Genomic DNA, 13696 nt, shown 5'->3' with positions numbered 1-13696 from the left:
TGAAAAAAAAGAGCAGGCAGTGAAACATGGATCGTCGAGCATTTGGATTGGGCGCTATGGCAACGCTGGGCCTTTCGGCCTGTGCCACAGCTAGCCCACGATTTCTGACATATGATGGCCCTGAGGTGACTTCTTTGGTCATCAACAAGGGCGCGCGGAAGATGTATCTTCTGCACAACCAAACCATTCTCAAGGAATACAAAGTCGATCTGGGCTTTGCGCCAGATGGTACAAAGACCAAGCGCGGTGATGGCCGCACGCCCGAAGGCAGCTATCTGATCGACCGTCGCAACCCCAACAGTCGCTATCACCTGTCGCTGGGGATTTCCTATCCGAATTCCAATGATATCGCGCAGGCCAAGGCGGCCGGTGTTGATCCGGGTGGTGATATTTTCATTCACGGTCAGCCGAAAAAGCGGTCGGAACTGAAACGCGCCAAGAAGACAGCGGATTGGACCGCCGGTTGTATCGCCGTCAAGAATGAAGAGATCGAAGAGATCTATGCGATGGTCAACAAGGGCACACTGATCACGCTGCGCCCGTAACTGGTTCCCAATCCCCGAACCCGAATTGCACATAGTCGCGCTGGTAGGCCTCAGCCGCCAGCGTTTCTAATCTGTCGTCATAAATTTCGGCCAGCGTGAACGGGATTTCCGGCGCGCAAAACCCGGGTGTTGGTGGGCTGTGATGCCCCATCCGTCTGGCTAGATCGGGCAGGGTTGTTGCGATCTCATCCTCGCGCAGGATGAGGTCAGGCAGAGCAAAGGATGCCATTCCGTCTAATACCTGAGACTGGCTGCACCACGTTCCATCCACACGAACGGGCGTCTGTCCGGACATATTTTGGCGTAGGAAGATTAGGAAAGCCGAAAACGCCTCATAATGCTGATCAACCGGGTAATTGCCGTCACGCAGCTGACCCGGGATCGGAATTTTGAATCGGTTGCGCAGCATATTTCGGATTTTCAGGTAAGCGCCGGGCCCGGTGCTGAGGATGTTGGAACAAAAGGCCGAATGCGCCCGTGCCAGAGGGTGCTGTAGCACCGTGAATTTTCGGTGTCCGAGATGAGCGTGCAGCCATCGCCGCATCTGTTTGCGGTTCAGATTGGTGACCAGCTTGTCGGTGCTGACCGAGTCAAGATCGGCCATCCATTGGGTCACCGGTGCCTCAAGCCCGCCGCGTATTGGCATAAACATCAGCGGCGTATGCGGCGCGGCAACATAATTGCCGACGGTCGATCCGCGCCGGGGCTCGAAATTCGGGGTGCGATGCAGGTTGAAACTGTCGATCCGAGCCAAGGCATGCTCGGTCTCTTCCGGGTTTGTCACTTTGGACAGGGTCGGGCCCGGGTTTTGCGGCTTGATCGTATCGTCAATCGAAACCGACCGCGCCGATATACCCAACCACGCGGCCAGCCCGTTCAGCACCTCCAGATTGGTCAGGTCGTCATAGGAAATGTAAAACCCGGTTTGACCCGTTCGCTGAAGGGTATTGAGCAACAAGAGCTGAAAATCCTGCTGTCTATCCAGATAGGATTCAAACTCTTCCGCATTAAACTCTACCTGTGCTTCGCGGCGGCGTTTGATGTTCTTCAGTTGCCACTGCTTGGTTTCCCGCGCAATTTTCAACGAAACGTAACTGTCCAGAGGATTGCGCGTCAAAATGATTTTGGCGCAGCGTGGGTCAGCCAAAACAGGCTCTAACACGCGGTTATCGTGCCCCTGAAAGAAGCGGAACCCATTTAACTCGCCGGGTGCATCTTTGATTGCCTGCACCAGTTTCATCGGATCGCCGTCACGATCTTCCAAAGTTACATCCAACAGACTTTCAGATTTCAGCCGACCAATGAAATGTGGGTTGAATGCCTCACCAAAGCTGGTGACGCCTTCAAGCGCGTTGAGATTGAACTCAAGCAGGTTGGACCCGGTGCGCATCGCGGCGAGGATGACGAAATAGTCGAACTTGGATGTCATGACAGACTATTGCACCAGATAGGGTTTCTTGAATGGCCGAACCCGCGCGCCGAAAATATCATCCGCCGGAAAATCCCCCACCAAATAAGGATGCATTCCCTGATTTTTGAGGTTCTGGAGGAATTGTCCAAAGCCAGTCAAATCCACCATTTTTGGCGCCTCGGTCAAATGGTTCGCGCGATGGGTGCCGATTTCCTCGATCACGGTCTGCATGGGCTCCATCGGAGATTCCACAAATTCGGCCAAGGACCAGGTCCGCACCTGCGCCTTGGTCCAGACCGAGCCCAGAACCTCAAGCTGTTTGGTTTCAATCTGTTGAAGGCGTGCCGCTTCACAGCGGATATCGGCGAAATTCATGTTCGACCGGAACAATGGGATCGCCCAGGCCCCGGTGATAACCGAGATTTGCGCGTTCTTATCCCGCGCCAGAAACCAGCTGATCTTTTGCGTGTCCCCGGGACCGAATTGAAAGCACTGCCGCTCACCCCGTGTGTTCCAGATCAGGTTCGAGATAAAGGCCGTTGGGTTATAGTCACGCAGAACCGCACAATCGCTGAGCGCACCGTTTGTGATCGTGTCCCCGTTGGCAAACTCGGCCCGAGCGGGGCCAAACAGGTGCCCATGCACCCGTGCGCCTGTGGTCTCAGCCAGCCAGGGTTCAAAATCCTCGAACAGCTCGGCAAAGCCCTGAAAAACCGAATAAGGGAATGAGGTCAGGCCGTTCTCACTGCCGTGGCGAGGAAAGCGGCTTTGCATGTACAGCCCGTCGCGCCCACGGGTTCGACGCTCGACCGCTTTGGAAAACACCCGGTCGATCTTGCCCGGGTTGGGTTCGGCTGGTCGCATGGCGCTGCTCTGATCGGTCAGAAAGGCCTGATACAGCCGATCAGCACGCGTCCAGATCTTTCGGGCCACAAAACAGTCCGAGCGGCGCAGCAACTGCAGATGATCATCATAAAAGATATGTGGTCGCCCCTGATAGTCGAATTTCGACAAGGTCAGCGACCGGCTTTCGATGTGGGTGGAATACAGTCGGGCCAGCGTCTGGAAATAGCTTTCATCCGGAATCCAGACGCGGCGGAAATAGCGGTCATAGGTCTGCCGCTTGGGGTCCTGCAGAATGGCCGACAGGGTCTGTCGGGTCAGGCACCACCATTGGCTGCCCATATGCGGCATCAGCCCTTCGGGGATTTTGCGGCGCATCCCGAGGGCGCGTTGCAGTTTTACATAAGCGTCGAACAGTTTGCGGTTCCGGCGCCAGGAAAACGGAAAGCGCAGTGTAAAACGTTCCTGATCCAGCCCACCGATCGTCCAGCTGACATCGGCGGTCGTGGCGCTTTCGATGAAATCGACCCGAGGCCGGTCAGAAAGATAGTCGATCAGCTCATCCACGGGCCGCAGGGGCAGGCAGGCCCCCGAAGACAGGTAGACGTGATGTACATCCGGAAAAGCCTCAAGCATCAGTTCGGACGCGGATTGTGAGGCCGCGACAATTCCCCAACTACCCCATTCGCAGGTATGGCGTTCCGAGAACCGGATCAACGCTTCATCCGCGAATGCGGCAACGAAATCGGAATAAACTTGATCCGGCACTTTGCGGTCCACATGGATCACCACCGGACAGCCCGATGCCGTCCAATGCCGTGCCACCTGCTCGGCCCGGTGCAGTGCTGTATGAACCAGCATAACAACGCCCAGACGGCTCATGCCCAGTTTCCTTTCGACATGAGGCCAAGGATCTCAAGCTGACGCCAGTTGATGTATTTCTCGGACCGGTCGCACCAAAACACCGGCTGCTCGTCCAGCCCCTGGGCATATGCGCGATATTCGCCCGAGCGGCGGTAATGCTGGCCACGCTGCATCTCTTCGCGGGCTTTGTCGCCCAGCGTGCTGATCAGCTTTGCGTGCAGCAACGCGCCACTGGTCTTTTCACCGCCCCAATCGTCATAAACCTGGTTTAAGCCACGCGGCAGCAGCGAATGGGTCGAGCTGACATAGACATAGCGACGGTCCCATTTGACCAAGGGGATCTTGTTCAGCGCAGGCGCTTGCAAGGGGGTGTCGCGAAAGAACACGCGCGCACGAGGTCCCCCCTGAATCCACAGATTCTTATACTCGGGGTTCTTTGTGATCATATAGTTGCCAGCATCAAACCAGCGGGCGATCTCAAACGGGTCCTGCCCTTCGTGATACGGCTGAGCATCCACTGGTCCTTGCGGATACATGTCGATCAGCATGGTGCCGAAACTGCGTACCGCGCAGCCGTCCAGCCAATCGGTCAGGGCGCGGATCGGACGGGTGTCGCAGAACGGATAGATAAAGAACTCATCCGGGTCGACTGTCAGAACCCAATGTCCGTGTGCGTATTTTCGCAACAGGTAGTTTGACCAATCCAATCCAAACGAAGCCTGTTTATAGCTGGCATTTGCCCGCCAGACCGAAACGTCGGGTTGGCTTGCCAGGTATTCGCCCGAGCCATCATCGCTGTCGTTGTCGACAAACAGAAAATGATCGACGCCCATCCTGCGGTAGTATTCCAGAAAGTAAGGCAGGCGGATTTTCTCGTTCCGCAGAACGCTCATCAACAAGATATCGTCGCGTTGGATATCGTTGGTCTTGTCGGAAATCGGCTTTAATTGCCGACGTTTGCGCAGGCAGCGCACCAGACGACGCTTGCGCCGCAATCTCATTCGGTATGAATCCAACAGGCTCACGCGTTTGCACTGCCTTTTTCGTTACGCGAGCATGCCCGGGGGCTGGACGATCCAGAGTGGTGCCGGGCAAGTGCCGTTTTATGCCATTGATGCATCTTTCAAGGCAACGAATTTAAAAACCGTTAGTCACATATGCTGCTTTTCAGCAAACTTTCCCCATCAGACCCAATTGTTGTAACTGGGCCCAGCCCTCAAGACGCACGGACTGAGGCGTCCACATGTCGGGGCGGTTTCCAATTGCATCATAATATGACCCAAATAGGTCGGGATCATGAAAATGCTGCCGTCGGGTTTTTTCGGTCGATGACTTGTCCACCACCTCAGGAAGAAATTTAGTGTGCAGCAACACGCCCGAAGGCGTCTTGCCGCCGGGGCCGTCATAGACCGTGTTCAGGTGTCGGGGCAGGGCCGAGTGGCACGAGTTCACATAGGCATGGCGCCGTGACCAGCGCACCAGCGGTATTTTGTTCAACGTGGGCGAATGCCGCGGCCTGTCAGCAAAAAACATCCGTTCTCGCGCGCCACCCTGCACCCACAGGTTGCCCAATGGGCTTTGGCGCTGCGCCCGGTAGGGGCCGGGATCGAACCAGCTAAGGGTTTTGGTCGGGTCCATTTCGGGGTCATAGGGCTGCGCGCCCAGTGGCCCCTTGGGGTAGAGATCCAGCAGCAGCGCGCCAAAGGCAATGTGGCCCCGTTGTTCCAAGGTGCCTGTTAGGTCATGCAGGGATTTGCTGTCGTGGTTGGGGTAGATCAGCAGCTCATCCGCGTCCACCATCAAGGTCCAGTGTCCGTGGCCATAGCGCATTTGCAGCCATGTCAGCCAATCCAAACCGTATCGCGCGTCGCGATAGCTGTTAGAGGTCTGCCACAGTGACACATCGGGCTGATCGCGCAGAAATCCGACCGAGCCGTCATCGCTGCCGTTATCCACGACCAGAAAGTGATCCACCCCGAGCCCGCGATAGTGGCGGAAGAACCACGGAAGGCGATTGACTTCATTGCGCAGCGAGGTGAAGGCCATTACCGCGCCTGGTCTGATTTGCGCGGTCTGATCCTTGAGGCTGGCTAGCTGATGGCGGCTGCGAAAGGATCGCCAAAGCAACCGCCGTCGTTTCAGACGCAACCGGTACTTCTGCACCCATCCAATGGGGGGAAGATTATCGGCTGCATGATCTGTCACCTATGGTTCACTTTTCGTAATTGCCGTTCTGATGCCAGCGCCAGGCATCACTGATCATCGTCTCTAACGTTGATCTTTTTGGGGTCCAACCAAGCTCTTGCCCCGCACGGACCGAGCCTGAAACAAGCTTGGTGCAATCACCAGCGCGGCGGGGGCCGATGGAATAAGGCACCTCGCGGTTGGTGACGGCTTTGGAATGGTCGATCACCTCCATCACCGAAAAGCCCGATCCGGTGCCAAGGTTGAAAACCCGACTACCCTTGCCCTGTTCCAGCCAGTTCAACCCCAAAACATGAGCATCAATTAGATCGCAGACATGCACATAGTCGCGGATGCAGGTACCGTCGGGTGTGTCGTAATCGGTGCCGAATACGGTCAGCCCGTCGCGCTTGCCGTCAATGGCGTCCAGCATCAGCGGCACCAGATGAGTTTCGGGACGGTGGAATTCCCCCACTTCACCCTCGGGGTCGGCACCGGCCACGTTGAAATAGCGGAAGATCACGTGGTTCAGGCCATATGCGGCCTCGAAATCATGCAGGATATCTTCGATGGCCCGCTTTGAGGCACCATAAGCGTTCAGCGGCAGTTGCGGTGTGTCTTCATCCAGCACCACATTGTCATGCTCACCATAGGTGGCGCAGGTCGAGGAGAACACAAAGTTCAGGCAACCGGCTGCCACGGCTGCCTCGATCAGGTTCAGTGATCCGGTGACATTGTTGGTCCAATATCTGCCGGGCTGGGACATCGCCTCGCCCACCTGACTGAGGGCGGCGAAGTGCATTACGGCGGCGGGCTGGTATTTGGCGAAGACCTCATCCAACCGAGCGCGATCCAGCAGATCGCCCTGTTCGAACGGTCCGAATTTCACCGCGTCCTGCCAGCCGGTGATCAGGTTGTCATAAGTCACGGGTGTATAGCCCGCCTGCGCCAGCGCTTTGCAGGCATGCGATCCGATATATCCAGCTCCGCCGGTTACAAGAATATTGGTCATCTGTCTTCCAGACAAAGAAGTTTGTGCCCTGCTATGCCAACAGGTGTGTCCAGGTCAGGGGGAAAATGGCTCAATCCAACCCCATCGCGGCCATCATTTCCTCAAGCTTGGGAACGTCCTGCGGGTTGTTCAGCTCCCAGAACTGGCGGCCTTTGGCCTCAACCTCGACGCACAGAACTTTGCGGCCATTCTCCATAAAGCGCAGTTGCTCAAGCCCTTCCAGCTGTTCCAGCGGGCCCACCGGCCAGGTGGAATAGGCGGCCAAAGCATCGGGGCGATAGGCGTAGACGCCGACATGGTGGAAAACCGGGGTCTCTTCTTCGCCTGCGTAGGTCTCGGCGGTGAACGGGACGACTTCTTTTGAGAAATACATGGCGCTGTGATCCGCGGCGAAGACGGCGGTGGTGCCGCCAACGCGCCCGTGCTTGCGGTCGTTCAGCAGACTGTTCAGCGCGTCACCATCGCAGCGCAGCACGGGTGTGGCCACGCCCGCCCCGGGCGCGGCGCGCAGGCCAGCGACTAGGTCTTCGACAAACCAATGCGGTGTCAGCGGCGCGTCGCCTTGCAGGTTCACCACGATGTCATAGCCAGCGCCAAGGTTGGCATGGGTCTCAGCGCAGCGTTCGGTGCCATTGCCACAGCTTTCCGAGGTCATCACCACCTCGGCCCCGAACCCTTCGGCCACTTCGCGGATGCGGTCGTCATCGGTGGCAACGACCACCTTGTCGACGCCCGACACCGAACAGGCAGCGCGCCAGGACCGCTCGATCAACGTCATCGCGGTGCCATTGGCGCCGGTCAGCGGAACCAGCGGTTTGCCCGGATAGCGGGTCGAGGCATAGCGGGCGGGAATGGCGATCAGAACGGACATCAGGCCTCCTTCAGGTCAACACCCGGAGCGTAGGCGATAAAGAACGGGTTTGCATAGCCGTCCTTGCCATAGGTCAGCGGTGAATGATCATCAAAGCGCACCACGTTGCCGCCCGCACCGGCCAGCACGGCATGGCCCGCAGCTGTGTCCCATTCCATCGTGCGGCCAACGCGGGGGTAAAGATCTGCCTCGCCCGTGGCCACCAGACAGAATTTCAGGGATGAGCCCGCGCTCTTGCTGTCCTTCACCTGATATTTGTTGATGTAATCCTCGGTGGCCTGATCGCGGTGCGATTTCGACGCCACGATTAGAAGCGCTGAATTGTCCGGATTAGACACTGAAATTGGCGCCACATCCCCAACCTGCGTCTTGTCCAACGCGCCGGTCTCTTCGACCGATTGACCATCGGCCTGTGTATAAAACATGCGGCCCTTTGCAGGCGCATAAACCACGCCACGGGTTGGAACGCCGTTTTCAACCAACGCAATATTCACCGTGAAATCGCCGCGCCGGTTGATGAATTCCTTGGTGCCGTCCAATGGATCAACAATCAGGAATCTGTCACCCTTTTCTGAATGCGAGGCTGCCTGTTCCTCTGTCACCAGCAGAATATCCGGGAAGGCATCGCGCAGACCGGCCGAAATCAGGGCATCGGCAGCTTCGTCTGCTTCGGTCACCGGGCTGGAATCGGATTTGACCATTACGTCGAAATCATCCGAATTGTAGATCTCCATGATCTTGTCACCGGCTTCCAGGGCCAGCCGTCGAATGACGGGAATGAGGGCGTCGTAGGTCACAAAAAAGCTCCGTTCCTGTGATTTGTTGATCGAATAGCCTGACGGCCTTATGATGTGCCGGTTACGGAACGGCAAGAATTTCGTGACAGATTGCAGGCGAAAAAACGGGAAAGACGCTTCGGGTGTATTATTTCAAGCGAAACCAGTCCTTACTGGGCGGCGCGTTCACAACGGCCGAGCTGATTTTCCATGCCGTTGTTCGCAGCATACGGTCCCAGCATCACAACGCGGTCGTGGCCATAATCATCAACATCTTGCAGGTTCTGGCCCTGGTTTTGGTGTTATATACGATCCTGTCTTTCCTGGGACCACGTATTGCAAGAATCCGGGGCGAATTTGTCCTGTTTCTGCTGTCGGGCGTGTTTCTGTTCATCACCCATATCAAATCCGTCAGCGCGGTAGCGGGGGTCGGGACCGGCAACAACCCGATGATGCTGCATTCGCCTATGAACATGGTTGTCGTCCTGTTGGCCACCGCTTTTGGGGCGCTTTACACGCAGATTGTGACAATCATCGTGATCCTCTTTATTTACAGTGTAGCAGTCGCGCCAATTGAAATTCAGGAACCGGGCGGCGCTTTTGGCATGTTGATCCTGAGCTGGTTTGTTGGCTGCGCAATTGGCGTCGTCTTCATGGCTCTGCGACCGTGGTTTCCCACTTTTGTGACAGTCCTGACCAATATCTACCGGCGCTTGAACATGATCTTTTCGGGTAAAATGTTCGTGGCGAATGCGCTGGGCGGTGCCACGTTGGCCATGTTCACCTGGAACCCCCTGTTTCACGTCATCGATCAGTGCCGCGGTTTTCTTTTCCGCAATTATTTTCCTCGCAATACCAGCTGGGAATACGCGCTTTGGGTGGGGCTGATCCTGCTGCTGATCGGCTTGTTGGGAATTTTCTTTTCCCGTCAGCATGTGTCCCAAAGCTGGGAGGCGCGCCGCTAACCGGCCACACGCAGCGTCAGGTTGATCCGACCACCCTTGGGCAACAGTTTCGAAGACCCGAACCGGATGCGGTCGACGCCGTGATAGGTCAGCCGGGCGGGCCCGCCCATGATCACCACATCACCCGAATTCAGCCAGATGGACTCGGTCTTGCCGCCCCGTGTCTGGTTGCCGATGCGGAACAGGGCATCATCCCCCAGTGAGATCGACAGGACCGGCCAGGAAAAATCGGCCTCGTCCTTGTCTTGATGCAACCCCATCCGGGCCCCTTCGCCGTAGTAGTTGATCAAACAGCAATCAGGATCGCGATCCGCGCTGGCAAGGTCGCGCCAGATACCAAGAATCTGATCCGGGATCGCAGGCCAAACCGCGCCTTTGGGGTGTTGCGCCTGATATCGGTACCCCGTCTTGTCGGTGACCCAGCCCAGTGACCCGGCCGACGTCATACGCACGGACATTTCCTTACCCGATGGCGTGACCGGCCGGAACAAAGGGGCGGATTTCAGAATCGGCCGCAGGCTGTCGATCAGCCGCTCCTGCGCGGGCCCGTCCAGCCAGGCTTTCCTGATATCAAAACCGCGTAAAAGCAGCCGCGCCATCCGAGAATCCCCGATCCTTGCCAAAACCTTGCCAAAAAGGCCACAGATTCCCGAAAACCTGCGTTTTACAACGCTTGCAGGCCTCTGATCCCGCCCTTATATACGCCGGGACGCGCGATGGTGTAGGGCTGTTGCGCACATCAGATCGGGGCCGGGTGCCATAACGGGTTCGGACCTCGGGACATCGCCTTGAAGAGAAAGGGATTGAACATATGGGAAAAGTAATCGGGATTGACCTCGGAACCACCAACTCGTGTGTGGCCATCATGGACGGCTCGCAGCCGAAGGTCATCGAAAACGCCGAAGGGGCGCGGACCACGCCCTCGATCGTCGCCTTCACCGAAGATGAGCGACTGGTCGGTCAGCCTGCAAAACGCCAGGCGGTTACCAACCCCGACAACACGATCTTTGGTGTTAAGCGTCTGATCGGTCGTCGTGTGGATGATGCAGAAGTCGAAAAAGACAAGAAAATGGTGCCGTACGCCATCGTCGATGGCGGCAATGGCGACGCGTGGGTTGAAGCCCGCGGTGAAAAGTACTCCCCAAGCCAGATCTCGGCCTTCACTCTGGGCAAGATGAAGGAAACCGCCGAGAGCTATCTGGGTGAGGAAGTCACGCAGGCGGTCATCACCGTTCCTGCATATTTCAACGACGCCCAGCGTCAGGCCACCAAAGACGCCGGTAAAATCGCCGGTCTGGAAGTGCTGCGGATCATCAACGAACCGACAGCCGCTGCGCTGGCCTATGGTCTGGACAAGGAAGAAACCCAAACCATCGCGGTCTATGACCTTGGTGGCGGTACTTTCGACGTGACTATTCTGGAAATCGACGACGGCCTGTTCGAGGTCAAATCGACCAACGGTGACACCTTCCTGGGTGGTGAAGACTTTGACATGCGCATCGTCAACTACCTGGCGGATGAGTTCAAAAAGGAACACGGTGTCGACCTGTCGCAAGACAAGATGGCGCTGCAGCGTCTGAAAGAAGCTGCTGAGAAAGCCAAGATTGAGCTGTCTTCGACTTCGCAAACCGAAATCAACCAGCCGTTCATCTCGATGGGTTCGAACGGTCAGCCGCTGCACATGGTCATGAAACTGACCCGTGCCAAGCTGGAATCGCTGGTTTCGGACCTGATCAAAAAGTCGATGAAGCCCTGCCAGGCCGCACTGAAAGACGCTGGTCTGTCGGCTGGCGACATTGACGAGGTTGTTCTGGTCGGTGGTATGACCCGGATGCCGAAAGTGATCGAAGAGGTCACCAAGTTCTTCGGGAAAGAGCCGCACAAGGGTGTGAACCCGGACGAAGTGGTTGCCATGGGCGCCGCCATCCAGGCCGGTGTTCTGCAGGGCGACGTCAAAGACGTTGTTCTGCTGGACGTGACCCCGCTGTCGCTGGGTATCGAAACGCTGGGTGGCGTGTTCACCCGCCTGATCGATCGCAACACCACGATCCCGACCAAAAAGTCTCAGGTCTTCTCGACCGCCGAGGACAACCAGAACGCCGTAACCATCCGCGTGTTCCAGGGTGAGCGTGAAATGGCTGCGGACAACAAGATCCTGGGTCAGTTCAACCTCGAAGATATCCCGCCTGCACCGCGCGGCATGCCTCAGATCGAGGTGACTTTTGATATCGACGCCAACGGCATTGTCTCGGTTTCGGCCAAGGACAAAGGCACCGGCAAAGAGCAGAAGATCACCATCCAGGCCTCGGGCGGTCTGTCGGATGAAGACATCGACAAGATGGTCAAGGACGCCGAAGAGAACGCGGAAGCCGACAAGGAACGCCGCGAGCTGGTAGACGCCAAGAACCAGGCGGAAAGCCTCATCCACTCGACCGAAAAGTCGATGGAAGAGCATGCCGACAAGGTCGACCCGACCACCATCGAAGCCATCGAGCTGGCAATTGCCGCGCTGAAGGACGAGCTGGAGACTGAGAATGCCGACAAGATCAAGTCGGGCATCCAGAACGTCACCGAAGCGGCCATGAAGCTGGGCGAAGCCATCTATAAGGCGCAAGCCGAAGAAGGTGAGGATGAGCCTGCGGCGGCAGATGCTGCGCCGGGTGAGGACGACATTGTTGACGCCGAGTTCGAAGATCTGGACGACGACAAGCGTAACTAACGGGTAACCGGGCCAATGTGGGCCGGTCCGGTTGCCGGGCCGGCCCAAATACGTTGAGGCTGAAGGAAATACTGATGTCAAAACGCGACTACTACGATGTGCTCGGCGTATCAAAGGGCGCATCAGCGGATGAAATCAAAAAGGGTTTTCGCAAGAAAGCCAAAGAGTTGCATCCCGATCGCAACAAAGACAACCCGGATGCCGAGTCGCAGTTCAAAGAAGCCAACGAGGCTTATGATGTTCTGCGCGACGCCGACAAAAAGGCCGCATATGACCGTTTCGGCCATGCCGCCTTTGAAAACGGTATGGGCGGCGGTGGTGGTCGTCCGGGCGGCGGCTTTGGTCAGGGTGATTTCTCCAGCGCATTCTCAGACGTGTTCGACGATCTGTTCGGCGATTTCATGGGCGGTCAGCGTGGCGGCCCCGGTGGCGGGCGCCGAGCGGCGCGCGGATCGGACCTGCGCTATAACCTGCGCGTGACGCTGGAAGAGGCGTTCGCGGGCCTGCAGAAAACCATCAGTGTTCCTGCCGCCGTGGCCTGTTCGGCCTGTGACGGATCGGGCGCAGAAGGCGGAGTGGAGCCAACCACCTGTCCAACCTGTTCGGGCATGGGCAAGGTGCGTGCACAGCAGGGTTTCTTTACCGTCGAACGATCCTGCCCGACCTGTTCGGGTCTGGGTCAGATCATCAAGAACCCCTGTAAAGCCTGTGGCGGTGCAGGCCGCGTGGAAAAAGAGCGTGCGCTGTCCGTCAACATCCCCGCCGGTGTCGAGACCGGAACCCGCATCCGCCTGGCGGGTGAGGGTGAAGCTGGGATGCGCGGTGGCCCTCCGGGTGATCTGTATATCTTTGTCGAAGTGTCGGATCACAAGCTGTTCGAACGCGACAGTGTGAACCTCTATTGCCGCGTCCCGGTCAGCATGGCCAAGGCTGCGCTGGGCGGTTCGATCGAAGTGCCAACCATCGATGGTGGCCGCGGCCGCGTGCAAATACCAGCAGGCAGCCAATCGGGCCGTCAGATGCGCCTGCGCGGCAAAGGCATGCCCGCCCTGCGCGGTGGTGGTGTGGGCGACATGTTCATCGAACTGGCGGTGGAAACGCCGGTCAATCTGACCAGCCGCCAGAAGGAACTGCTTAAAGAGTTCGACGATTTGGGTGAGGATAACCACCCGGAATCAAAAAGCTTTTTCTCATCCGTCAAATCCTTTTGGGATGGGATGAAGGGTTAAGATCACTCCGCCAAGTTGCCAAAAGGCCGATCCCCTTGGGTCGGCTTTTTTCGTTTATAGGTCCAGTTTGTTCATGAACTTCGCGAAAATTGGCCCTTGAATCCCTTCGCATCCCCTGAGATTGTCGCGCCAACCGTTGGGGTGCCCTGATCGAGGGGCTGAGAGGCGTGAATGCGCTAACCCATCGAACCTGATCCGGGCAATACCGGCGTAGGGAACGGTCTACACAAACAGACGTTTTCCATGCTGCGTTGCCCCCTGATGATGGAGCAACGAT

General features: G+C 57.3%; 12 protein-coding genes and 1 riboswitch. Of the genes, 4 read left to right on the top strand and 8 right to left on the bottom strand.

All coding sequences use genetic code 11. The features are described from left to right. The first annotated feature begins 26 nt into the window (after positions 1 to 26). Positions 27 to 545: a L,D-transpeptidase family protein gene (locus GOX21_RS07105; protein WP_170349579.1), complete on the top strand. Its 519-nt coding sequence runs from the start codon at positions 27 to 29 to the stop codon at positions 543 to 545. Here GOX21_RS07105 and GOX21_RS07100 read toward each other — a convergent pair. The 7 genes from GOX21_RS07100 to cysQ form a co-directional block, all read right to left on the bottom strand. After that, positions 529 to 1974, bottom strand: a complete 1446-nt coding sequence (locus tag GOX21_RS07100; protein ID WP_170376485.1) for a nodulation protein NodH — start codon at positions 1972 to 1974, stop codon at positions 529 to 531. The genes GOX21_RS07105 and GOX21_RS07100 overlap by 17 nt on opposite strands. 6 nt (positions 1975 to 1980) lie before the next feature. Continuing rightward, entirely contained in the window at positions 1981 to 3681 is a 1701-nt protein-coding gene (locus tag GOX21_RS07095; protein WP_170376482.1) for a DUF5927 domain-containing protein, read from the bottom strand. Further along, positions 3678 to 4664: a glycosyltransferase family 2 protein gene (locus GOX21_RS07090; RefSeq protein ID WP_170376480.1), complete on the bottom strand. Its 987-nt coding sequence runs from the start codon at positions 4662 to 4664 to the stop codon at positions 3678 to 3680. Before GOX21_RS07090 ends, GOX21_RS07095 begins: the two co-directional genes overlap by 4 nt. 166 nt (positions 4665 to 4830) lie before the next feature. Continuing rightward, positions 4831 to 5868: a glycosyltransferase family 2 protein gene (locus GOX21_RS07085; RefSeq protein WP_170376477.1), complete on the bottom strand. Its 1038-nt coding sequence runs from the start codon at positions 5866 to 5868 to the stop codon at positions 4831 to 4833. 7 nt (positions 5869 to 5875) lie between these two features. Next, positions 5876 to 6859, bottom strand: coding sequence for a UDP-glucose 4-epimerase GalE (galE, locus tag GOX21_RS07080; RefSeq protein WP_170376474.1), 984 nt, complete (start codon positions 6857 to 6859; stop codon positions 5876 to 5878). Positions 6860 to 6929: 70 nt separating this feature from the next. Next, entirely contained in the window at positions 6930 to 7730 is an 801-nt protein-coding gene (locus tag GOX21_RS07075; protein ID WP_170349585.1) for a 3-deoxy-manno-octulosonate cytidylyltransferase family protein, read from the bottom strand. Further along, positions 7730 to 8527, bottom strand: a complete 798-nt coding sequence (gene cysQ / locus GOX21_RS07070) for a 3'(2'),5'-bisphosphate nucleotidase CysQ (RefSeq protein ID WP_170376471.1) — start codon at positions 8525 to 8527, stop codon at positions 7730 to 7732. The genes GOX21_RS07075 and cysQ overlap by 1 nt, the downstream gene beginning before the upstream one ends. Positions 8528 to 8649: 122 nt before the next feature. Between cysQ and GOX21_RS07065 the strand changes: the two genes are divergently transcribed. Beyond that, complete coding sequence (locus GOX21_RS07065) at positions 8650 to 9471, top strand: ABC transporter permease (protein ID WP_170349587.1); 822 nt, start codon at positions 8650 to 8652, stop codon at positions 9469 to 9471. Here the strand turns inward: GOX21_RS07065 and GOX21_RS07060 are convergent. Then, positions 9468 to 10070 carry an alpha-ketoglutarate-dependent dioxygenase AlkB family protein gene (locus tag GOX21_RS07060; RefSeq protein ID WP_170361003.1) on the bottom strand — a complete coding sequence of 201 codons (603 nt, stop codon included), beginning with the start codon at positions 10068 to 10070 and terminating at the stop codon, positions 9468 to 9470. The genes GOX21_RS07065 and GOX21_RS07060 overlap by 4 nt on opposite strands. 212 nt (positions 10071 to 10282) lie before the next feature. On the opposite strand from GOX21_RS07060, the gene dnaK reads away from it, so the two are divergent. Continuing rightward, a complete protein-coding gene (dnaK, locus tag GOX21_RS07055) occupies positions 10283 to 12190 on the top strand; it encodes a molecular chaperone DnaK (protein WP_170349589.1) in 1908 nt (635 codons plus the stop codon). Between the two features lie 74 nt (positions 12191 to 12264). Beyond that, on the top strand, positions 12265 to 13419 hold the full coding sequence (gene dnaJ / locus GOX21_RS07050) for a molecular chaperone DnaJ (RefSeq protein ID WP_170349590.1): 1155 nt from the start codon (positions 12265 to 12267) through the stop codon (positions 13417 to 13419). A gap of 127 nt (positions 13420 to 13546) precedes the next feature. Beyond that, positions 13547 to 13653, top strand: a riboswitch (TPP riboswitch). The last annotated feature ends 43 nt before the right edge of the window (positions 13654 to 13696 follow it).

Origin of the sequence: Ruegeria atlantica (assembly GCF_013032005.1) — a bacterium.
GTDB classification, from domain to species: Bacteria; Pseudomonadota; Alphaproteobacteria; order Rhodobacterales; family Rhodobacteraceae; genus Ruegeria; species Ruegeria atlantica_A.
This window is presented reverse-complemented; position numbering and strand designations above follow the sequence as displayed.

Bases quoted from the DNA above. Each gene is read 5' to 3' on its own strand.
- dnaJ (WP_170349590.1), top strand. From the start codon at position 12,265: ATGTCAAAACGCGACTACTACGATGTGCTCGGCGTATCAAAGGGCGCA.
- GOX21_RS07090 (WP_170376480.1), bottom strand. From the start codon at position 4,664: ATGAGATTGCGGCGCAAGCGTCGTCTGGTGCGCTGCCTGCGCAAACGT.
- GOX21_RS07105 (WP_170349579.1), top strand. From the start codon at position 27: ATGGATCGTCGAGCATTTGGATTGGGCGCTATGGCAACGCTGGGCCTT.
- GOX21_RS07075 (WP_170349585.1), bottom strand. From the start codon at position 7,730: ATGTCCGTTCTGATCGCCATTCCCGCCCGCTATGCCTCGACCCGCTAT.
- GOX21_RS07100 (WP_170376485.1), bottom strand. From the start codon at position 1,974: ATGACATCCAAGTTCGACTATTTCGTCATCCTCGCCGCGATGCGCACC.
- GOX21_RS07060 (WP_170361003.1), bottom strand. From the start codon at position 10,070: ATGGCGCGGCTGCTTTTACGCGGTTTTGATATCAGGAAAGCCTGGCTG.
- GOX21_RS07095 (WP_170376482.1), bottom strand. From the start codon at position 3,681: ATGAGCCGTCTGGGCGTTGTTATGCTGGTTCATACAGCACTGCACCGG.
- galE (WP_170376474.1), bottom strand. From the start codon at position 6,859: ATGACCAATATTCTTGTAACCGGCGGAGCTGGATATATCGGATCGCAT.
- dnaK (WP_170349589.1), top strand. From the start codon at position 10,283: ATGGGAAAAGTAATCGGGATTGACCTCGGAACCACCAACTCGTGTGTG.